Source organism: Zobellia roscoffensis (genome assembly GCF_015330165.1).
GTDB classification, from domain to species: Bacteria; Bacteroidota; Bacteroidia; order Flavobacteriales; family Flavobacteriaceae; genus Zobellia; species Zobellia roscoffensis.
Genome location: NZ_JADDXT010000002.1, coordinates 272,356 through 292,102 on the forward strand (window position 1 = coordinate 272,356; position 19,747 = coordinate 292,102).

Genomic DNA, 19,747 nt, shown 5'->3' on the forward strand with positions numbered 1-19,747 from the left:
GTTGTTGACATAATGTAAAACGCCCGAACCAATTGGTTCGGGCGTTTTTTTATATTCAGTTTAAAAAACTTAATAAGATTTACTTTTTCTTAGCTCCCTCCCACGTATGTATGGCATTTACAGCATCATCCGTATAATCAGTAAAAACACCATCCACACCTGCATCAAAGAAAAGGTGATACTCAGCTTCTGGATTACCATTACTCCATTTCTCATCTTCATTTCTAAAAGTATAAGGATGCACCTGCAACTCATACTTGTGAGCCAAAACTACAAAGTCGGTTTTTGGCAGCACCGCGATAGTTCCACTTTCATCCTTGGTAAAAGAAATAACAAAAGGTTTCCACGGACCAATGCCTTCTGCATAAGATGATACGAAACGCATACCTGCATCCGTAGAAAAATACTCATATGTTCTGTCATCTCCATTAGCATAAAAATCAAATGGTGCTGCGTAAGAAATGAAATCGCCTTCTGGTACATTAAAATCTAAAGTCCCATCCGCATTTACATTATAAGTTGAAATTAGCTGCACCAATTTAACATCAGACTTTGAATTGATATACTGCAATGGAGCAACTTCAAAACACTGCACGAACACAGGTGACTCATACGAGTTCATTCCAGCTCTAGACAAGACCGTTAATAATGCATCCTCAATTGCAAAACCCATTTCATTATGAAAATATGGATGCTTCATTTCTGGATAAAGACCTACATCATTACCATTTATTGTTTTTCTTGATTTTGCCAAGGCGATGATTTCCTCAATTGTTGGAATTTGAAACATACCATCAAAATTATCCGAACGATCAGAACGCGCTTGTTTAGCTTTTAATTTTTTGATTTGCTCCAAAGTAAAATCAGAAACAAACCAATCTGTAATTTCTTTACCATCCAGATTTTTAGTGGTTTTTAAGTCGGCAAATTCGGGTACGTCCGCAACGTTAGTGGTACCTGAAATAAATGGCTCATGACGCGCCACCAAGAAGCTATCCTTTGTCATTACCAAGTCGGGCTCAATATAATCCGCACCCATTTCAATAGCTTTTGCATACGCCTCTAACGTGTGCTCAGGATAAATGGACTGCGCACCTCTATGCGCTATAACCAATGGTCTTTTTATTTCTTCTTCATGATGACCTCCTCCGATAAAATCATCTAATTTATCACAAGAAGTGAATAAGGTTAACAGAGATAAACCTGCTATTGGCAAAAAAGTCATTTTCTTCATTTTAGTGGTTTTTAAGTTGACACTAAAACAACAAAACACATATTAGCCAAGCGTTAAATAAAGTTACTATATCAATATGCTTGTATAAGGATAACTTAAGGGAATTGTAAACAGCACTAGAAACAATACATAAAACCTAAGTCACTGTCAAATAAACAAAAGCGACATAAATACCCAATAGAATAATACCATCTCGCCAACCTAAACGAAGACCTTTAGGAATAAACACAAGAGGAAGTATAAGAAAAGAAATACCCAACATCCAAAAAATATCGTTACTCAACAACCCCTCATCTACCACTTTAATAGGTGTAATAATAGATGTAATACCTAGAACTGCCAATAAATTAAAAATGTTAGAACCAATTAAATTACCGAGAGAAATAGCTTTCTCCTTTTTAATTACTGCAATTACAGATGCAGCCAATTCTGGTATACTCGTACCTACCGAAACCACGGTCACAGCAATTATACGCTCACTAACACCATATAGTGTAGCTAAACCTACAGCTCCATTTATCAGTAATTCTGAACCACCCCAAAGGGCCGTACCACCAAGACCTAAAAACAATACTAATTTATACAATGGCAAAGGTTCATCATCTTCAGGAGCTTCATCTACAACGGCTTGTTTTTGAAAACGAAGCAGATAGACCAAAAAAGTAAATAAGGCCACTACCATAATAACACCTTCATACTGTTGCAACTCACCATCAAAGAAAAGAAAAGAAAAGAAAAGCAAAGAGGCAGCCATCATAACCGGCCAATCTGTAGTATAAAAAGTTTTACGCACATCTATGGCTCCCAAAAGAACTGTTACCCCCAATACCAAACCAAGGTTTGCAATATTTGACCCAACTACATTTCCCAATGCCAAATCTGGAAAACCGTCTAAAGCAGCTTTTATGCTTACAATTAATTCCGGAGCAGAGGTAGCAAACGACACCACCGTCATACCAATAACTATTTTAGGGATATTTAACCTGAGAGAAAGCGCAACGGCCGATTTCAAAAGCCAATTACCGCCTGCAATTAAAAGAATTAGGCCCAAAACAATAAAAAGAAGGTTCTGCATGTATATTTTTCAGAAAATTAAAGGACAAAGATATAGGAACATTTTAACATAAGACCAGCTTTTTAACCTAGTTGACACCATACTTACGGTTACAAAAAATACACCTATAGAGAATGGATTTAACCAAAAAGCACCTATTCTTGACCAAACATATACTTAAAAAAGAAAAGGCCTATCAAAAAGCTCCTTCAGATGTTACATATTAATACGTTAATGACAATTTTAAGTTACAATAATAAACTATACCGAAGAAAATATTTTTAAATTAACAAGTATATCCATTATTAAACTTATATAATCGTATTTAAATTGAATAATTCTTATTAAACCACTAGGAAATGAGTGTTTCTTTTAATTATCTTGATTGGATAATCGATTATTATCAACTATCTATTAACCCTAAAAACCCTCATTATGATTACACTTGCTAAAATTCTATTACTACTCCTAGTGTCGCTGATCACGATAATAGCATAAGTTAAATCATATAGGCCTATATACAAAAAAGACCGTCATATGACGGTCTTTTACTTTATTTTCAATAAGTTAGTAGATGAGATAAACTAGCAGATGAAAAAAGCATTTTTTAAATTTCTTGCCAAAGTAAACCAATTACTACTCCCCTCCTTTTCCAAAAAAAGGCTAGACCTTTCTAAAGCTTCAAAACTTCAGATGGCTTTAATTGGCTGGCGCTATTTTGTTACCACCCGGGCTTTAGACTAATAATTCAAAAGAGCTCTTGTAGGAATATCACCTAATTTATGGCTTCCGTTTAAAAAGTCGAGTTCAATTAAAAAATTACACTGAACTATTTCACCACCCAGACGCTTTATTAAATCGCATGTAGCTTTTGCTGTGCCACCTGTAGCCAGCACATCATCATGAACCAGTACTTTTTCGCCAGCGAGAATTGCATCGCTATGAATCTCTAAGGTATCGGTACCGTATTCCAAATCATAAGTCTGACTGGTTTTTGCTGCAGGTAATTTGTTTGGCTTACGTACAGGAACAAATCCGGCATTTAGTTTTTGCGCCAAAAGAGGTGCGAAAAAAAATCCGCGGCTTTCCATTCCTACTACTTTATCTATAGAAACATCACCCACCATTTCAAGAAGTTTATCCAATGTATATTGCATAGCTTGGGCATTTGCCAACAGCGGAGTTATATCTTTAAAGACGACTCCTTCCTTCGGGAAATTGTCAATATCTCTAATAAAGGTTTTTAAATCCATTTAATATGTAACTTATATTTTGCCGTAAATGTAAAAAGAAATATATTTGCACCCCGTTAGATAAAAAGGTCGTTACAAATAGCTCCTTTTTATTTTCATTCAGAAAAAATCTAACTAAAGCATTTTTATTGGTCCTGTGGCGCAACTGGATAGCGCATCTGACTACGAATCAGAAGGTTACAAGTTCGAATCTTGTCAGGATCACTTCCAAACCCCTTGAAACACACGTTTTAAGGGGTTTTATTTTTTAAATTAAATACTAACAGCTGTTGCAATACCAGAATCTCACTATGTAACATCTATTACATTCACTAGGCCGATTACCTTTACATTTGTACAAATTTTTAATATGAACAGCATACTTCAACCCTGGCCATGGTACGTTTCTGGCCCATTGATTACATTAGTTATGGTTTTTCTAATCTATTTTGGAAAAACTTTTGGCATGTCTTCAAATCTAAGAACGTTTTGTAGTATTGGTGGAGCAGGAAAATACTATGATTTTTTCAAGTTTGATTGGAAAGCGCAACGCTGGAATCTTACTGTAGTACTTGGTGCAATTATTGGAGGATTTATTGCCGTTACGTTTCTTTCTGACGGTTCTGCAATAGACCTTAACCCACAGACCGTACTAGACTTAAAAGAAATGGGCTTTGAAAACGCAGGAGAGACCTTACTACCAGGAGAAATTTACGATTGGAGCAATGCGCTATCTCTAAAAGGGTTAACCCTATTAATAGTTGCAGGATTTCTTGTCGGTTTCGGTACGCGCTATGCAGGCGGATGCACTTCCGGTCATGCTATAACAGGATTGAGCAACTTACAATTACCTTCTTTAATAGCCGTAATTGGTTTTTTCGTTGGTGGACTTATAATGACACACTTCTTACTCCCCTTAATTTTTTAAATATGAAATTTCTAAAATTCTTATTCGTAGGTATATTTTTTGGTATTGTACTCATTAAATCAGAAGCGGTTTCTTGGTATAGAATATACGAAATGTTCAAATTTCAATCGTTTCATATGTACGGTATAATTGGCTCCGCAGTAGTGCTGGGCGCTATCTCTATATGGGCAATTAAAAAGTTTAGAGTAAAAAGCATTGAAGGTAATGAAATTGACCTTCCTTCAAAAGATAAAAGTTTTGTTCGCTATATATTAGGAGGAACTATTTTTGGTTTAGGATGGGCGCTAGCAGGTGCTTGCCCAGGACCAATGTATATTTTGTTGGGAACAGGTGTTTTTAGCATGCTTATAGTAATAGCAGCGGCTACTTTAGGTACTTTTGTTTACGGGTTGCTCAGAAATAAGCTACCCCATTAATACAGGCACCCCATAAAATAAAACTAAACGATTTCTGCACTCAGTCCTGCTTCAAGTAATTTACCGCAACGGGGCTCTAAGTCTTTATACTCGCCTGTTTTTACAGTACACTTACCATTATAATGAACAATTAGCGAACATTGTTCTGCTTGAACGGGTGTATGATCACATACATCAACCAAGGTTTCTATAACATGGTCAAAAGTATTTACATCATCGTTAAAAACAACAATTTCGTTTTGTTTTACTACTTCTTCCTCTAACAGTAGCTCTTCCGATACTTTTTCTTTGAAACTCATACAATCAATTTAAAATAGTATACCTCTCTAAAATACGTATTTTACCGCAACCCAATTATTTTTTTGCAGATTTTTTTCAAATTTTAATCCTGACTTTACACAGGTTTCTGATATTAATGGAATGTCTTCTTCGTAAAAACCGCTTAAAAAAAGAGTTCCGTTTTCTTTCAGATTTTCAGCATAAACAGGAATGTCTGCCAATAGAATATTCCTATTGATATTTGCTATTATAGTATCATATTTTCGTTCTCCCAATAACGAAGCATCTCCTTCAAACACAGAAATATGGTCACATTCATTACGTTCTACGTTTTCCTTTGCATTTAAATAGCACCAATTATCAATATCAATAGCATCAATATGTTTGGCATTTTTCATAGCGGTTAAAATCGCCAAGACTCCGGTGCCACTTCCCATATCCAAAACATCTTTTCCGTCAAAGTCATTTTCAAGAATAAACTGAAGCATCATATGTGTGGTCTCATGATGTCCTGTACCAAAACTCATTTTTGGCTCAATAACTATATCATATTGCACATTGGGCTTTTCATGAAATGGAGCACGAACCACACACTTATCAGCTACTTGAATAGCCTCAAAATTCTCTTCCCAAGTGGCATTCCAATTTTCTTGTTCTATTTCCTTTATTGAAAATTCAACTTTAAACAATTCATTATCCAAAATCTCTACGGACTCCAAAATATTCTCGTTCCAATCACCCTTTTGGATATAGGCTAACACCCCTTCCTCATTCTCAACGAAACTCTCAAAACCTACCTCACCAAGTTCCGCTATTAAAATATCTGAACCAGGTTGCAACGGGACTACGGTAAAATTATACTCAATATATATGGTATTCGACATTTTCCTTTTTTTGAACGGATTCTTGGTCGTGTTTATCTTCCTGTACTTACGAAAACCTCAATAGACTTTCTTCACTTTACTAATCGCAATTTCACTCTTAAATGAAAACCCTTTCCATATATACGGAAAGGGTTTATCAACTCATACTATATCTCTAATTAGATTGCCTTTATAATAGCTACAAAATCATCTGCAACCAATGAGGCACCACCAATAAGACCACCGTCTACATCTGGCTTACCAAAAATCTCTACTGCATTAGCAGGTTTTACACTACCTCCGTATAGAATAGAAACATTATTGGCGATAGTCGCGTCATAAGCTTCTGTAATTGTTTTACGAATAAAAGCATGCATTTCTTGCGCTTGTTCGGGCGAAGCTGTTTCTCCCGTACCAATAGCCCAAACTGGCTCATAAGCCAAAACTATTTTACTCCAATCAGAAGCCTCTAAAGAGAAAAGTGCGTTTTTCAATTGACTTTCTACTACCTTAAAATGATTATCTGATTTTCTATCCTCAAGTTCTTCACCAAAACAAAACATTACACGAATGTTTTTACCCAATGCAGTCACAACTTTTTTAGCCAATATTTCATCGGTTTCACCAAAGTAAGCTCTTCTTTCGGAGTGACCTATTATTGCTGTATTAATATCGATACTTAACAACATATCTGCAGAAATCTCACCTGTATAGGCACCGTTTTCAGCAAAATGCATATTCTGAGCAATAACTTCAATTACCGAAGAATCTAAAGTTTTAACAGCAGAGGCCAAGTTTACATACGTTGGGGCAACCATAACTTCAGCTTGTGTATCAGGCAATTTAGCCGCCAATTCAGTCAACAAAGCTTCTGTTTCAGCCAAGTTTTTATTCATTTTCCAGTTTCCTGCAACAATTTTACTTCTCATTTTTAAAGTGTTTTTGCGTTATCTATGGGGTTCAATTTAAAATCGTCGACTTAAAAAATTAATCAAAAATCAACTCGTCTAAATCATTGTAATGTACTTTTTGTTTTATAGTTCCTTTTTCCAAAACCAATGCACCAGGATTAGATCGGACAATAGTTTTTAATGCTGTCTCATCTGTAAAATAAAATTCAAAATTAAGCTTATAATCCTTTATTAAAGCTGCTTTTAACTCATCATTAGAGGCAGACATGCCAATTACCCTGTAACCTTTTTTAATAGCCTTATCCGTCACTTTCTTAACCTCAGAATAGGTGTCTCTGTTTGTCTTATGAAGGTCATACGCTATTATCATTACCAACTTAGGTTCTTGCAGTAGTGAATCTGCAAAATTAACTCCCTCCTGCTCTATGGTAAAATCATGAATAGGCGGCTCATAGCCCTTTTGTACTTCTGTAGTTTCCACATCAATAAAATCACCATCTACCTGCGGATAATCTCCTTGGGTTACAATTATTTTATCCTCTCCCCCAACCTTAAACCGCCATGCATAATCATAAATCGGCTTAGGTGCATCATCTGGCACAGTCATACCTTCAGTAATATTAGCTCCAATTTTATAGGGCCTAAAGTCAATAACAGGTAAGTGATTTAACACATAAACACAGTATCCTATACAAAGCACTAATGATGCGAGCGTTGCAATTCTTTTAGCATTGGCACCAATAATAGGGGTAATAAACTGTCTGCCCTTAAAAAGAATAATGATAAAAACCAGAAGAATAATATCTTTTGTAAACGATTCCCATGGTGTAAGTTTAATTGCATCCCCAAAACAGCCGCAATCTGTAACCTTATTAAAATACGCCGAATAAAATGTTAGAAACGTAAAACCAATAATCATTAACAGTAAGCTCCATACGGTAAACTTTACTCTAAAACCCACCAAAAGCATTACCCCCAGAAGTACTTCAAAAATCACTACAAAAATAGAAATTGCTAAAGCATGGGGTTCAAAAAATGGAAGGTCAAGAACTCCTGAACTAAAATATTCTTCTAACTTAAAAGAGAAACCTACAGGGTCATTCAGTTTTATAAAACCGCTGATGATAAAAAGTATACCTACAAATACTCGGCTAATGCCAACAAGATATTTCATATTATGATTTAGAGGTTACACCAAGATGAATCATTGCAAAAATTGCATAATTGACCATATCTTGATAATTAGCATCAATACCTTCGCTTACTAAAGTTTTACCTTTATTATCCTCTATTTGCTTAACGCGTAAAAGCTTTTGCAAAATTAAGTCTGTCAAAGAACTGACCCGCATATCTCGCCAAGCCTCACCATAGTCATGGTTTTTATTCTCCATAAGTGTTTTGGTGGTTGTTGCATGTTTATCAAAAAGAGATACGGCCTCTTCTACGGAAAGATCTGGCTGATCGGCAATACCTTTCTCTAATTGAATAAGTGCCATTATAGAATAGTTAATAATCCCAATGAACTCGGAACGTTCGCCTTCATCTACCTTACGTATTTCGTTTTCTTGTAAACTTCGGATGCGTTGCGCTTTAATAAAAATCTGATCCGTTAATGAGGGAAGCCTTAAGATTCGCCAAGCGCTGCCGTAGTCTTTCATTTTCTTTTCAAAGAGGTCTCTACAAGTTTTGATTACCTCATCATATTCTTCGGATGTCTTTTGCATGGCTATCCCTTCTAATTTGCGTAAATTTCACTCAAAATTTTGAATTATTCAAAGTTCGTGTTTTAAACTTGGTTAATCAAGGGATACGGCTTCAACTTTACCACATATGACTCTAAATTGTAAAGGCAACCTCATAGACCTATCTATTCCAAAAGTAATGGGCATTTTAAACCATACTCCGGACTCGTTTTTTGACGGTGGAAAATATCAAAATGAAACTGCAATTTTAAAGCAAGTCGAAAAAATGTTGAATGACGGAGCCACCTTTATTGATGTTGGCGGCTACAGTTCTAGACCCGGTGCCGACCATGTTACAGAAGAGGAAGAATTAAGTCGCATGACCCCCCTTACCAAACTATTACTAAAACATTTTCCAGAAATCATTCTATCTATAGATACCTTCAGAAGCAAAGTGGCTTCCGCTTGTCTTGATGCAGGTGCAGCCATTATAAATGATATTTCTGCAGGAAAATTAGATAAAAACATGCTTTCTACCGTTGCCAAACATCACGCGCCCTATATTATGATGCACATGAAAGGCACGCCGCAAAATATGCAGCAACAAACAGACTACAACAACCTTTTAATAGATGTGATACAGTATTTTTCAGAGCGAATTTCCGCTGCCAAAGCCCTAGGAATTGTAGATATTATGGTAGACCCAGGCTTTGGTTTTGCCAAAACCACGGAGCAGAATTATGAAATTCTACAAAAACTTGAGCTTTTTAAGAACTTAGACCACCCTATTTTAATTGGTGTAAGTAGAAAATCCATGATTTACAAAGTACTTAAAACCGATGCAGAGAGGGCCTTAAACGGCACAACGGCACTTCATATGGCAGCATTAATGAAAGGCGCCAATATTTTAAGGGTTCATGACGTTAAAGAAGCGTATGAATGTGTTAAACTTGCAGAAGAATTAATGCCTTGTTAAAAGTGTATGGTTTTCATTAATTTTACAAAAACACCTCCGAATTGGATTTTCTGAATTTTCTTGAATTTAAGATTACCGATATACTAGATATTATTCTGGTAGCCATACTGCTATACTATATCTACAAATTAGTACGCGGCTCTGTAGCTATTAATATTTTTATCGGTATCGTTATTGTTTGGGGTTTTTGGAAACTTACGGAACTACTGGGCATGGAAATGATCAGTAGCCTGGTGGGTGCCTTTATGCAAGTAGGCCTTATTGCCTTGATTATTGTTTTTCAACAAGAAATTAGAAAATTTCTTTTAATGATTGGATCTACCAACTTTGCCAATAAAAGAAACTTCATAAAACATTTTAAGTTTTTGAAACAAGACGGTGTTACAGTAAGTATGGATGTTGATGCCATTATCTCCGCTTGCAAAAAAATGAGTTCCACTAAAACAGGTGCCTTAATTGTTTTAGAACGAAATAACTCTTTGGACTACATCAAATCTTCTGGGGACAAAATGCATATTGAAGTAAACAAACCTATTTTAGAAAGCATCTTTTATAAGAACAGCCCGTTGCACGATGGCGCTGCAGTCATAGAAAACAACTATGTGGTTGCAACTAGGGTAATTTTACCCGTTTCCAATGAACGTAACATACCATTGCGTTTTGGTCTTCGTCATAGAGCTGCCGTTGGTATTTCCGAAAAAACTGATGCCTTAGCATTAGTAGTTAGTGAAGAAACAGGAAATATCTCGTATATTAAAAGTGGGAGATTCATCGATTTTGGCAGTATGGATGAATTAAGTTCTATTATTAAAGATGATTTAATAGATTAAGCCACTTCCTCAGAAAGAAACTGAGCCTCATAAAGGCTACTGTAATACCCTCCTTTTTTCAACAGTTGCTTATGTGTTCCCGTTTCAACTATTTTTCCGGCATCCATCACGATAATCTTATCCGCTTTCTTTATGGTAGCCAAACGGTGGGCAATAATAATAGAAGTTCTACCTTCTGTAATTTTCTCAGTTGCCCTTTGTATCAACTGCTCGGAATAGGTATCCACAGATGATGTTGCCTCATCTAAAACTAAAATACTTGGATTGCTTACATAGGCGCGCAAGAACGCAATTAGTTGGCGTTGCCCACTAGACAGCATTATACCCCTTTCTTTTACATTATAAAGATAACTGCCCGGAAGACTGGTAATAAACTCATCTACCCCGATCTCTTTGGCCGCCGCTTCAATTTGTTCAAGACTAATAGCATCGCTCTTTAAAGAAATATTATTCTCAATTGTATCAGCAAAAAGAAATACATCTTGGAGTACAACGGCAATCTGAGATCGCAACGAAGTCAAACTAAAATCTTTAATATCTACATCATCAACTAAGATAGAACCTGAATTAATCTCGTAAAACCGATTCAATAAATTAATGATAGTAGACTTTCCGGCACCAGTAGCACCAACAATAGCTACGGTCTCCCCTGCTTTCACCTCAAAAGAAACACCATGAAGCACTTCTTCATCTTCCAAGTACCCGAAGCGTACATCTTTAAAAGCAATATCTCCCTTAACATCGTCTTTAACCACTGTTCCTAAATCTTGAATATTGCTCTGCGTATCCAAAATTTTAAAAACCCTGTTTGCCGCTACCATCCCCATTTGTAGCGTATTGAACTTATCTGCGATTTGCCGTAAAGGACGAAAAAGCATATCTATCAACAGTATAAAAGCGAACAACGTACCCAATTCCTCTTTAGAAAGATTAGAAACATTCTGCAGCCCACCATACCAAACAATAAGCCCCACGGCAATGGATGAAGAAATTTCTGCAATCGGAAAGAAAATGGAGTTGTACCACACCGTTTTTAACCAAGCATTCTGGTGCTTCTCATTAATAACTCTAAATTTCTCACTTTCAATTTTCTCACGGGTAAACAATTGTACGATTTTCATACCCGTAATCCGCTCCTGTACAAATGAATTAAGATTGGAAACTTGCGCTCTTACCTCCGCAAAAGCAACTTTCATAGCCTTTTGAAATAGGCGAGTTGCATAAAGTATTAATGGTAGAATGGCAAAAACGATAAGTGCCAAACGCCAGTTCATTACTAACATTACCACAGCAGCAACCAGCATTTTTAGCAAATCTGCGACGATAACAAAAAAACCTTGGCTGAAAATCTCACCTATTCGTTGCATATCCGCAACTGCACGAGTAACCAATACACCTAATGAAGAGTTATCAAAATACTTCATCCTAAAGCCTAGCATATGCTGAAATAGCTTGATGCGAATATCCTTAATAACCGATTCACCCAACCAGTTGGCGTAATAATTGAACAAAAGTTGACAAATAACCTGCCCTAAGAGAACACCGGCCATTGCCAAGGTTAGGATTAATAACTTCTCCTCATTCCCTAATTTAATCGCATCATCAATAATCTTCTGGACGATTATTGGAGTCATCACTGCAAAGCCCGATAAAAGGATTGCCGCAAGGGCAACCCCATAAAAGGTGGTTCGATACGGACGCGTATGCGCCAAAAGACGCTTAAACAAACGCATATCAAATGCTTTTCCCGAATCTTTATCCATGCTTTTCAATACTCTTTTTGGGGTATAAAACAGAAGTCAAATATAGCCCTTTTGCCGGTACCGATGGCCCCGCATTACTTCTGTTCTTGCTATTTATGATTGATTTAACATCGTCCACTTTTATTTTACCTGTGCCTACATCTAGCAAAGTACCTACCACGGCACGCACCATATTTCTTAGGAACCGGTCTGCAGTTATGGTAAAGACAAGTCTATCTTCTTTTAACTCCCAAACCGCCTTTTTCACATCGCATAAATACGTCTTTACATCTGTATGCGTTTTTGAAAAACATTCAAAATCATTATACTGAAGAAGTAAACGTGCAGCTTCGTTCATTGCCACAACATTCAAGGTGTGTTTTATGTAATGTGCAAAATCACCTAAAAACGGGTTCTTATATTGCAACACCCAATATTCATAAGTACGTTCTTCCGCATCAAACCGTGCATGGGCATCAGAGTTTACCAGAAAAACATCATGCACCGCAATGGCTTCTGGCAATAGGGAATTCAATCTATATACGAACTGATCTAAATCTTGAATTTCATCAACGTTAAAATGGGCGAACATTTGCTTGGCATGAACACCTGCATCCGTCCTTCCCGCTCCCGTTAATGCTACCGGCATACGCAACAAAGTGGAAAAAGCTTTTTCTAGAACTTCCTGCACGGTAATGGCGTTAGGTTGGTTCTGCCAACCATGATAGTCTTTACCCAAGTATGAAAATTCAACGAAATATCTCAACTGAAACCTTTAATTTTGTGAAGCTCAAAGATACTTCTCTTTAAGCAAACAGAACAAGGCCTTAAAAATTATTGATAAGGTTAAATCTCACAACATAATTTCTTCCCAATTAGATGACCAAAATCCTATTACTTTCCGATACCCATTCACACATGGACGACACTATTTTAAAGTATGCCCGTCAAGCGGATGAAATATGGCATGCGGGTGATATTGGCACTTTGGAAATAACCGATACACTTCAAAAAATAAAACCTTTAAGAGCTGTGTATGGAAATATTGATGACCATGTGATTCAAAAAGAATTTCCCCTAAACGACCGTTTTTTCTGTGAAGGTGTTGAAGTTTTTATGACCCACATTGGTGGCTACCCCCCTAAATACAATGTAAGAACCCGAGATATTATCAGAGCGAATCCTCCTAAATTATTTATATCCGGACATTCCCATATCCTTAAAGTTATGATGGATAAAAAATTGGGCGTGCTACATATGAACCCTGGCGCTTGTGGCAAACACGGTTTTCACCAGGTAAGGACCATGCTTCGTTTTGTTATAGACGGAAAGGAAATAAAAGATTTAGAAGTTGTAGAACTTGGAAAAAGATAAAAATATAGGGCAGCAATTCTATTGGCCGCCCTCATTTTTCTCTATTAATACTCTAACGAAAGTCCCAAAGAGAAGGTACCTCCGTCGTATATATTTTTGCGCTCCACTAAAAAACCCGAATAATCAGAATAATTGGCTACCAAATTTAAATGGTCCGTTAGCTTATACATAGATGTAATTCCAAAATTGGTAAAAGTCGTGCCTTCGCCATACAGGAAAGAACCACTTTGATTGTTGGTTTCTGAAGATAATTTTTCCTGAATTTTCAATTTCCCTATTAAATACAACTTATCGAAGAATAAATGACCTACTTCTGCCCCAACCTGAAGTTGGTTGCTAAAAGATTCTGTTCTAAAATTTACACTGGTAAATGCAGAGGCATATGTCTTTCCGTTTGCAAAACCATGAGAAGCAGCTAAAGTTGTCCAAACATTAAACTCTCCATCTGATAGCGGAAGGTTAATTTCATTGAACTGACCAAAATCATCTGCACTCTTAGATTGCGCAAAATTCTCACCGCTATTACTAGGAATATCTAAAGCTACCTGCAAAGACAAGGGAAAATTCTTCAGTAGTTTATACTTTACAGCTAATTGAATATTTCCTACCCCACCAACTGTTTCGGTAGTACTAAAGCTATTCAACCGCACAATAGGCACGTCCACTAAAGCCGTAAATCGGTCTGAGATACCGTATTCGCCATATAGCAATAACCCACTACTATTAAAGGTACTACCTTGATCTGCCAACCGACCCTCTGTAGTATAATAATCGCTAGAGGAAAAGTAAGATGCGGTAGCTTGCACATAAAATCCTTTCGCTTCTCGTGTCCATCCACTTTGTGCTTGTAAAAAATGTGCTCCAAAACAGCACAGCAAGAGGATAATATATTTATTTTTTTTCATAATTCCGTTACTTTACTAATAGGTATTATTTGGTATTAAACCGAATACCTAAAAAAGAAAAAAGCCTTTGGGAGACATAGAAAAACAGAATCATGTGTTTCTATTCCCAAAGGCTATAAAATTTTAATTACTGTAATTGTACATTTCCAAAAGGAATATTGGCAGTAGCACACCATAAAATGATATGAGTATATTTAGCATCTGGAGTAGCATCTAATTTAATGTACATCTCACCATTACCCTGTACGTTGCCAATTAGCATTAAATCAGGGTTTCCGTTTGCAGGGTCAGCAGTAAAAGTTTCTGAGGTAGACAAAAATATACCAACCGTACCTGTACCCAATTCCGTCATAAAATCGTCAGCAAAATGAACAAAGTCCGTATCGTTCGTATCCTTTCCTAATTCTACAAGCCCTTCTGTTGGTGTACCACTTTCAGCAGTTAAGTTTCCACTACTCGCTACGGTTAAATCACCAACAGGTAATGATGAATCTACTTCAACCGTTTCTGTTTCAGTAACAGTTTCGGTAACGGTTACAGTTTCTACATCATCATCTGAACAACTTACTACTAAGGCTGTCATGGCAAAAGCTACTAGTGCAAAAGAAAATTTTCTGTTTTTCATAATCGTAAAATTTAAATTGTTTATCGTTTTTGAAACCGTGTTGCAATCGACTATCGATAGCTCTTTTGTTTCTTGGGACAAACATAGAAAGGGGGTATCACGAAGAATTCAAGAAAGTATGAAAAGTCTATCACAGCATTTAAGCATCTTGCGATACTTTTGTGATACACTCAAAAAACAGTAGATATTTCCTAGAAATAAAAGCATAAAAAAACCCGGTAACTACTCCGGGTTTTACGCACTAATACTACTAAGATGTTAGGCTTATCGTAGACGATCAACAGATTTCACAAGATCCTCATCCTTCTTAATGGCCCTATTTGCAAGAACCAAGAAAACGATAGAAATAATAGGAATGAGCATCCCAATACCCTTCTCCGAGACCGAGATCTCTCCGGATAAGTTTAGCGATCGGTAAACGAAAAATCCTAGTAAAAAAAGATTCAATATCATATTCAACCTGTTTACCACAAATTGATTTTTTCTATTTTTAAACAATACTATAGCAACAAGCGCAAGCAATGCGGAAACATAAAATGCACCTGATATAAAAAGGTCATTTTTCGCAAAAATTTCGTTCCCTTCCGCATCTGACCACAGATTTACCCAAAAAGGCAGTATTCCGGTAATTAGGGTAACTATCAATAAATAAACAGTCTGTATTCTCTGAATCATTATTTAAATACCATTTTGCCGTACAAAAATACACGTCTTTTTGAAAAAAAACAGTGTCACAAGCAAAATAATTCGTAATATTGTGAGATTATTAGTTATTACACTTACCTTTTGGGAAATCTTTCCCTAGTAATACTCAGATAACAATTCACTTCTTACCAATACTAGAACGTATAATTTATATCATACTTAATGTTTGAAATTTCAGATTTAAAAGCAAAAAAACTGCCTGAATTGCAGGAAATTGCCAAAGGCCTTAACGTGCCAAAGTTCAAAACCCTAAAAAAACTGGACCTTGTTTATCAAATCTTAGATGTACAGGCGGCCAACCCCAAAGTTGTAGCAGAAGTAACTGCACCAAAAACAGAGGAAAAACCAAAGCCCAAACCTAAACCAAGAGCTCGTAAACCAAGAACGGAACCGGCACCTGCAGTAAAAAAACCAGAAGTTAAAACTGCTTCTCCAGAAAAATCACCAACACCAGAACAGCCTCAGACTGCACCAGCTCCAACAGAAGTAAAGAAACCACGCCCAAGACCTGTTAAGAGAGAGCCTAAAAACAACCCACAGCACAAAAACCAGAATACCTCCAACGGTAACAACAAAAATCAACGTCACCACAAATCATCTAATTACGATAAGAGTAACTTTGATAAGGACTTAAAAAACCGATATAAAGAACCGGAATTTGAGTTTGACAGTATTATAGAAAGTGAAGGTGTCCTTGACATTATGCAGGATGGTTACGGATTCTTACGCTCTTCTGACTATAATTACCTTTCTTCTCCTGATGATATTTATGTATCACAATCTCAAATCAGATTGTTTGGACTAAAGACCGGTGACACCGTTTTAGGAAATGTAAGACCTCCTAAAGAAGGTGAAAAATATTTTCCTCTAATCAAAGTGAACAAAATAAACGGAATAGACCCTCAAGTAGTGAGAGACCGTGTTTCTTTTGAACATTTGACTCCACTTTTTCCACAAGAAAGGTTCAAATTAGCAGAGAGACAAAGCAATATATCTACCCGAATTATAGATTTATTTTCTCCTATAGGTAAAGGACAAAGGGGTATGATCGTTTCGCAACCCAAAACAGGTAAAACCATGCTGTTGAAGGATATTGCCAATGGTATTGCCGCTAACCACCCAGAAGTTTATCAAATTATACTTTTAATAGATGAACGTCCTGAAGAAGTAACAGATATGCAACGTAATGTTCAAGGCGAAGTTATTGCTTCTACTTTTGACAAAGAGCCTTCTGAACATGTTCGTGTAGCTAATATTGTATTAGAAAAAGCAAAACGACTAGTAGAGTGTGGTCATGATGTTGTAATTCTATTAGACTCCATTACTCGTTTAGCAAGAGCATACAATACGGTACAACCTGCTTCTGGTAAAGTATTGAGTGGTGGTGTAGATGCCAACGCATTAAACAAACCAAAACGTTTCTTTGGAGCCGCTCGTAATATAGAAGGCGGAGGATCACTTTCAATTATAGCAACTGCACTGACAGAAACCGGTTCTAAAATGGACGAGGTTATCTTTGAAGAATTTAAAGGAACAGGTAATATGGAACTTCAACTAGATCGTAAAATATCTAACAGAAGAATATTCCCTGCTATTGACCTTACTTCTTCCAGTACCCGTAGAGACGATTTATTATTGGACAAAGAAACCATACAACGCATGTGGATTATGCGTAAGTATCTTGCTGACATGAATCCGGTAGAAGCCATGGAATTCATTGAGCAACGTTTTAAACAAACTAAGAACAACGAAGAGTTCTTGCTTACTATGAATCAATAAGATTGAATTGATATACTAAGAGTATCAAACTTTAGAATCCCGAATTCCTAATTATAAAATGGTGTTCGGGATTTTTTATGTTTACAGCTCATCTATATTTCCTTCTAAAAAAGATATAGAAAAACAGTACTCTATCACACCTATAACCCGATAAAGATTACGGAATTCTGTACATCACTTTCTAATTATCCAATTTTTCGGATATCTTTATGGCGCAAAAACTAATTACTTCCCCCGAATTTTGCATGTATAACAAGTAGAACTTAAAAACTTTATGTCATGAAAAATTCGCTGAAATCTGCGCTTACATGCGCTACGTTTACCTTTTTTTTATTTATTACGGGTTGTGTTGAAAAAAACAACACACCTTGCCCAGAGTGCCCATCTGAAACTGTTGCGGACACCGCCTATAGCAATGGCATTATCACACCCGAAAAAGCTCACAAACTATACGTTAACTACAAAGACAGACGTGTAGACCTGATTCAAGAATATGAAGATGCCATAGATCAAAAAGGAAAAGACCCAAAAAAACAAGCGCAACAAAAATTTAAGAATTCCGAAAGCAGTAGTGAGAATACTGAAGGTCGAAAAAAATTCAAAGTTGCACGTTACGTATCCTATGAGTACGAAGACCTCAAGAAATATCTAGCATATATTGAAAAAGAAGCCGAACTGTCAGACGAGAAACTCACTACCTTAAGATTTTACTTTGGCAATTACGCGAATGAAAACAAATTTGAAGACGGCAAAGCCGTAAAACACCCAAGACAAAATACTGTTATGATGTCACCTACTGTTAATAGAGATGGTGATAACCATATATTTTATATTGATGACGCAAAAGAAGGCAAGGAAAGAGTAGTTCTTTTAGATAACAACTTTAACCCAAGAAAAGGTGAGGGAGTAAACCAAATGACCCCAAACACAAAAAATGAAGCTTCACTTTTACCTGGATTCCTATCTTTTTCAAGTGCACCATTTTACGCGGCCAAAAGTACAACTAAGAACGAAGGGCACTCAAATCCTTAGATTTAATCTAAAAAAAATAAAAGCCTTTGATTGATTTAGATTATTTTTTAAAGAGCTCACTAATCCCAATGTATGTTGCTACATTGGGATTAGCATTATTTAAATACCCCAAATACTTTGATTCAAAACTCAAGTATTTACCTATTATTTTCTTTTACACACTACTTAATGAATTCTTAGGCTCTTTAATAAACAACTACGAAGAATTTAGTTTAATCTCAACAGACACATATCATAATTATAACTGGCTCATATATAACATTTACATGTTAGTTTTCTATCTGTACTTCTATTTTATATTTAGATTTTATATTGAAGATTCAAAACACAAACAGAACATAAAATATGGAGCCTATTTCTTCTTAACGGTCTGCTTAATAAACTCTTTCATTGATGACTTCAGTAAAGTCGCACAAGTGTATTCCTATGTTATCGGGGGGCTTATACTCATCTATTGCACTATTCTATATTTAAAACAGTTCTTTTCTATCAATAAAATATTTAGCACAAAAGAAAACCTCTTGTTTTGGCTCAGCAATGGATTACTAATTTTTTACGCAGGTTACCTGCCAATTAAAGTAATTAGATATATTCACGTTATCCAAGGAACAACACCTTCTATAATAGTCAAAAGAGTTCATTTAACACTATTAATAATTAGCTACCTATTATTCATTATTGGTTTCTTAAGAATGAAACGAGGACTAAGGAAATAAAAGGCACCAGTTAAAACTAAAAAAGCCCTGATGTAAAATTACATCAGGGCTTTTTATAGATTTTATAAATCTTACAATGCAGCTACGTGCTTTGCTAATTTACTCTTTAAGTTGGCTGCTTTATTATTATGAATAATATTACGCTTAGCCAATCTATCAATCATACTAACAATGCTAGGCAATAAAGCTTCTGCATCTTTCTTGCTTTCTTCACTACGCAATTTCTTAATAGCGTTACGTGTAGTTTTGTGCTGATATCTGTTACGAAGACGTACTGCTTCGTTTCTTCTGATTCTTTTTAATGCTGACTTGTGATTTGCCATCTTCTTCTAACTTGTTATAATATTTTAAAAAATTCCTTTCGAACCTTTTGTAGTCCGTAGGGGAATCGAACCCCTGTTACCAGGATGAAAACCTGGCGTCCTAACCCCTAGACGAACGGACCATTAAATCAATTCTTGGAT

The 19,747-nt window shown here is 36.1% G+C and carries 22 protein-coding genes and 2 tRNA genes; 9 read left to right on the plus strand and 15 right to left on the minus strand.

The genetic code is table 11. The annotated features are described in order from the left end of the window. Window positions 1-79 precede the first annotated feature (79 nt). Both IWC72_RS01160 and IWC72_RS01165 read right to left on the minus strand, forming a co-directional pair. Window positions 80-1,234 (minus strand): glycerophosphodiester phosphodiesterase, encoded by a 1,155-nt coding sequence (locus IWC72_RS01160; protein WP_194528551.1) that lies wholly within the window; start codon window positions 1,232-1,234, stop codon window positions 80-82. 136 nt (window positions 1,235-1,370) lie between these two features. Then, entirely contained in the window at window positions 1,371-2,309 is a 939-nt protein-coding gene (locus IWC72_RS01165; protein ID WP_194528552.1) for a calcium/sodium antiporter, read from the minus strand. A gap of 570 nt (window positions 2,310-2,879) precedes the next feature. Between IWC72_RS01165 and IWC72_RS01170 the strand changes: the two genes are divergently transcribed. Beyond that, window positions 2,880-3,032, plus strand: a complete 153-nt coding sequence (locus tag IWC72_RS01170) for a hypothetical protein (protein WP_038238648.1) — start codon at window positions 2,880-2,882, stop codon at window positions 3,030-3,032. Here the strand turns inward: IWC72_RS01170 and IWC72_RS01175 are convergent. Beyond that, a complete protein-coding gene (locus tag IWC72_RS01175; RefSeq protein WP_194528553.1) occupies window positions 3,029-3,541 on the minus strand; it encodes an adenine phosphoribosyltransferase in 513 nt (170 codons plus the stop codon). The genes IWC72_RS01170 and IWC72_RS01175 overlap by 4 nt on opposite strands. 130 nt (window positions 3,542-3,671) lie before the next feature. On the opposite strand from IWC72_RS01175, the gene IWC72_RS01180 reads away from it, so the two are divergent. The 3 genes from IWC72_RS01180 (at window position 3,672) to IWC72_RS01190 (ending at window position 4,864) form a co-directional block, all read left to right on the plus strand. After that, window positions 3,672-3,745, plus strand: a tRNA-Arg gene (locus IWC72_RS01180). Window positions 3,746-3,890: 145 nt separating this feature from the next. Then, window positions 3,891-4,448, plus strand: coding sequence for a YeeE/YedE family protein (locus IWC72_RS01185; protein ID WP_194528554.1), 558 nt, complete (start codon window positions 3,891-3,893; stop codon window positions 4,446-4,448). Window positions 4,449-4,450: 2 nt separating this feature from the next. After that, the gene (locus tag IWC72_RS01190; RefSeq protein ID WP_194524441.1) at window positions 4,451-4,864 is read left to right on the plus strand and encodes a DUF6691 family protein; all 414 of its coding nucleotides are present in this window, start codon (window positions 4,451-4,453) and stop codon (window positions 4,862-4,864) included. Window positions 4,865-4,887: 23 nt separating this feature from the next. Here the strand turns inward: IWC72_RS01190 and IWC72_RS01195 are convergent, their stop codons facing one another. From IWC72_RS01195 to IWC72_RS01215, 5 genes are all read right to left on the minus strand, one after another. Beyond that, complete coding sequence (locus tag IWC72_RS01195) at window positions 4,888-5,163, minus strand: ATP-dependent Clp protease adaptor ClpS (RefSeq protein ID WP_194524442.1); 276 nt, start codon at window positions 5,161-5,163, stop codon at window positions 4,888-4,890. 27 nt (window positions 5,164-5,190) lie between these two features. Continuing rightward, window positions 5,191-6,027 carry a 50S ribosomal protein L11 methyltransferase gene (prmA, locus tag IWC72_RS01200; RefSeq protein ID WP_194528555.1) on the minus strand — a complete coding sequence of 279 codons (837 nt, stop codon included), beginning with the start codon at window positions 6,025-6,027 and terminating at the stop codon, window positions 5,191-5,193. 158 nt (window positions 6,028-6,185) lie between these two features. Further along, window positions 6,186-6,935 carry a triose-phosphate isomerase gene (gene tpiA / locus IWC72_RS01205; RefSeq protein ID WP_194524445.1) on the minus strand — a complete coding sequence of 250 codons (750 nt, stop codon included), beginning with the start codon at window positions 6,933-6,935 and terminating at the stop codon, window positions 6,186-6,188. A gap of 58 nt (window positions 6,936-6,993) precedes the next feature. Further along, window positions 6,994-8,091, minus strand: a complete 1,098-nt coding sequence (locus IWC72_RS01210) for a BT_3928 family protein (RefSeq protein WP_194528556.1) — start codon at window positions 8,089-8,091, stop codon at window positions 6,994-6,996. Between the two features lies 1 nt (window position 8,092). Further along, window positions 8,093-8,641 carry a DUF1599 domain-containing protein gene (locus tag IWC72_RS01215; protein ID WP_194528557.1) on the minus strand — a complete coding sequence of 183 codons (549 nt, stop codon included), beginning with the start codon at window positions 8,639-8,641 and terminating at the stop codon, window positions 8,093-8,095. A gap of 106 nt (window positions 8,642-8,747) precedes the next feature. Between IWC72_RS01215 and folP the strand changes: the two genes are divergently transcribed. Together folP and cdaA are read left to right on the plus strand one after the other, a co-directional pair. After that, a complete protein-coding gene (gene folP / locus IWC72_RS01220; protein WP_194528558.1) occupies window positions 8,748-9,575 on the plus strand; it encodes a dihydropteroate synthase in 828 nt (275 codons plus the stop codon). Window positions 9,576-9,616: 41 nt separating this feature from the next. Further along, window positions 9,617-10,405 carry a diadenylate cyclase CdaA gene (gene cdaA / locus IWC72_RS01225; protein WP_194524449.1) on the plus strand — a complete coding sequence of 263 codons (789 nt, stop codon included), beginning with the start codon at window positions 9,617-9,619 and terminating at the stop codon, window positions 10,403-10,405. Here the strand turns inward: cdaA and IWC72_RS01230 are convergent. Both IWC72_RS01230 and truA read right to left on the minus strand, forming a co-directional pair. Then, window positions 10,402-12,168: an ABC transporter ATP-binding protein gene (locus tag IWC72_RS01230; RefSeq protein WP_194528559.1), complete on the minus strand. Its 1,767-nt coding sequence runs from the start codon at window positions 12,166-12,168 to the stop codon at window positions 10,402-10,404. The two genes, cdaA and IWC72_RS01230, sit on opposite strands and share 4 nt — an antisense overlap. Further along, the gene (gene truA / locus IWC72_RS01235) at window positions 12,161-12,913 is read right to left on the minus strand and encodes a tRNA pseudouridine(38-40) synthase TruA (RefSeq protein ID WP_194528560.1); all 753 of its coding nucleotides are present in this window, start codon (window positions 12,911-12,913) and stop codon (window positions 12,161-12,163) included. Before truA ends, IWC72_RS01230 begins: the two co-directional genes overlap by 8 nt. Window positions 12,914-13,026: 113 nt before the next feature. Here truA and IWC72_RS01240 point away from each other — a divergent pair, with 113 nt between their 5' ends. Beyond that, complete coding sequence (locus IWC72_RS01240; RefSeq protein WP_194528561.1) at window positions 13,027-13,521, plus strand: metallophosphoesterase family protein; 495 nt, start codon at window positions 13,027-13,029, stop codon at window positions 13,519-13,521. Window positions 13,522-13,565: 44 nt separating this feature from the next. Here IWC72_RS01240 and IWC72_RS01245 read toward each other — a convergent pair whose 3' ends face one another. The 3 genes from IWC72_RS01245 to IWC72_RS01255 form a co-directional block, all read right to left on the minus strand. Further along, the gene (locus IWC72_RS01245; RefSeq protein ID WP_194528562.1) at window positions 13,566-14,426 is read right to left on the minus strand and encodes a hypothetical protein; all 861 of its coding nucleotides are present in this window, start codon (window positions 14,424-14,426) and stop codon (window positions 13,566-13,568) included. 127 nt (window positions 14,427-14,553) lie between these two features. Then, a complete protein-coding gene (locus tag IWC72_RS01250) occupies window positions 14,554-15,051 on the minus strand; it encodes a DM13 domain-containing protein (RefSeq protein WP_194524454.1) in 498 nt (165 codons plus the stop codon). Window positions 15,052-15,315: 264 nt separating this feature from the next. Beyond that, entirely contained in the window at window positions 15,316-15,726 is a 411-nt protein-coding gene (locus IWC72_RS01255) for a DUF4293 domain-containing protein (RefSeq protein ID WP_194524455.1), read from the minus strand. Between the two features lie 192 nt (window positions 15,727-15,918). Between IWC72_RS01255 and rho the strand changes: the two genes are divergently transcribed. Then, the gene (gene rho, locus IWC72_RS01260; RefSeq protein ID WP_194524456.1) at window positions 15,919-17,535 is read left to right on the plus strand and encodes a transcription termination factor Rho; all 1,617 of its coding nucleotides are present in this window, start codon (window positions 15,919-15,921) and stop codon (window positions 17,533-17,535) included. Between the two features lie 279 nt (window positions 17,536-17,814). Further along, window positions 17,815-18,567, plus strand: a complete 753-nt coding sequence (locus IWC72_RS01265; protein WP_194528564.1) for a hypothetical protein — start codon at window positions 17,815-17,817, stop codon at window positions 18,565-18,567. A 787-nt stretch (window positions 18,568-19,354) separates the two neighbouring features. On the opposite strand, the gene rpsT is transcribed toward IWC72_RS01265, so the two are convergent. Further along, window positions 19,355-19,606 (minus strand): 30S ribosomal protein S20, encoded by a 252-nt coding sequence (gene rpsT, locus IWC72_RS01270; RefSeq protein ID WP_155594491.1) that lies wholly within the window; start codon window positions 19,604-19,606, stop codon window positions 19,355-19,357. A 50-nt stretch (window positions 19,607-19,656) separates the two neighbouring features. Continuing rightward, window positions 19,657-19,728 (minus strand) — tRNA-Glu (locus IWC72_RS01275). Window positions 19,729-19,747 lie beyond the last annotated feature (19 nt).

What these genes read in the sequence shown, in the direction of transcription:
- IWC72_RS01230 (WP_194528559.1), bottom strand. Translation starts at nt 12,168, where the DNA reads ATGGATAAAGATTCGGGAAAAGCATTTGATATGCGTTTGTTTAAGCGT.
- IWC72_RS01195 (WP_194524442.1), bottom strand. Translation starts at nt 5,163, where the DNA reads ATGAGTTTCAAAGAAAAAGTATCGGAAGAGCTACTGTTAGAGGAAGAA.
- IWC72_RS01165 (WP_194528552.1), bottom strand. Translation starts at nt 2,309, where the DNA reads ATGCAGAACCTTCTTTTTATTGTTTTGGGCCTAATTCTTTTAATTGCA.
- IWC72_RS01160 (WP_194528551.1), bottom strand. Translation starts at nt 1,234, where the DNA reads ATGAAGAAAATGACTTTTTTGCCAATAGCAGGTTTATCTCTGTTAACC.
- IWC72_RS01175 (WP_194528553.1), bottom strand. Translation starts at nt 3,541, where the DNA reads ATGGATTTAAAAACCTTTATTAGAGATATTGACAATTTCCCGAAGGAA.
- IWC72_RS01170 (WP_038238648.1), top strand. Translation starts at nt 2,880, where the DNA reads ATGAAAAAAGCATTTTTTAAATTTCTTGCCAAAGTAAACCAATTACTA.
- IWC72_RS01190 (WP_194524441.1), top strand. Translation starts at nt 4,451, where the DNA reads ATGAAATTTCTAAAATTCTTATTCGTAGGTATATTTTTTGGTATTGTA.
- rho (WP_194524456.1), top strand. Translation starts at nt 15,919, where the DNA reads ATGTTTGAAATTTCAGATTTAAAAGCAAAAAAACTGCCTGAATTGCAG.
- IWC72_RS01250 (WP_194524454.1), bottom strand. Translation starts at nt 15,051, where the DNA reads ATGAAAAACAGAAAATTTTCTTTTGCACTAGTAGCTTTTGCCATGACA.
- IWC72_RS01210 (WP_194528556.1), bottom strand. Translation starts at nt 8,091, where the DNA reads ATGAAATATCTTGTTGGCATTAGCCGAGTATTTGTAGGTATACTTTTT.
- IWC72_RS01240 (WP_194528561.1), top strand. Translation starts at nt 13,027, where the DNA reads ATGACCAAAATCCTATTACTTTCCGATACCCATTCACACATGGACGAC.
- folP (WP_194528558.1), top strand. Translation starts at nt 8,748, where the DNA reads ATGACTCTAAATTGTAAAGGCAACCTCATAGACCTATCTATTCCAAAA.
- tpiA (WP_194524445.1), bottom strand. Translation starts at nt 6,935, where the DNA reads ATGAGAAGTAAAATTGTTGCAGGAAACTGGAAAATGAATAAAAACTTG.
- IWC72_RS01215 (WP_194528557.1), bottom strand. Translation starts at nt 8,641, where the DNA reads ATGCAAAAGACATCCGAAGAATATGATGAGGTAATCAAAACTTGTAGA.
- IWC72_RS01185 (WP_194528554.1), top strand. Translation starts at nt 3,891, where the DNA reads ATGAACAGCATACTTCAACCCTGGCCATGGTACGTTTCTGGCCCATTG.
- rpsT (WP_155594491.1), bottom strand. Translation starts at nt 19,606, where the DNA reads ATGGCAAATCACAAGTCAGCATTAAAAAGAATCAGAAGAAACGAAGCA.
- IWC72_RS01265 (WP_194528564.1), top strand. Translation starts at nt 17,815, where the DNA reads ATGAAAAATTCGCTGAAATCTGCGCTTACATGCGCTACGTTTACCTTT.
- prmA (WP_194528555.1), bottom strand. Translation starts at nt 6,027, where the DNA reads ATGTCGAATACCATATATATTGAGTATAATTTTACCGTAGTCCCGTTG.
- IWC72_RS01245 (WP_194528562.1), bottom strand. Translation starts at nt 14,426, where the DNA reads ATGAAAAAAAATAAATATATTATCCTCTTGCTGTGCTGTTTTGGAGCA.
- IWC72_RS01255 (WP_194524455.1), bottom strand. Translation starts at nt 15,726, where the DNA reads ATGATTCAGAGAATACAGACTGTTTATTTATTGATAGTTACCCTAATT.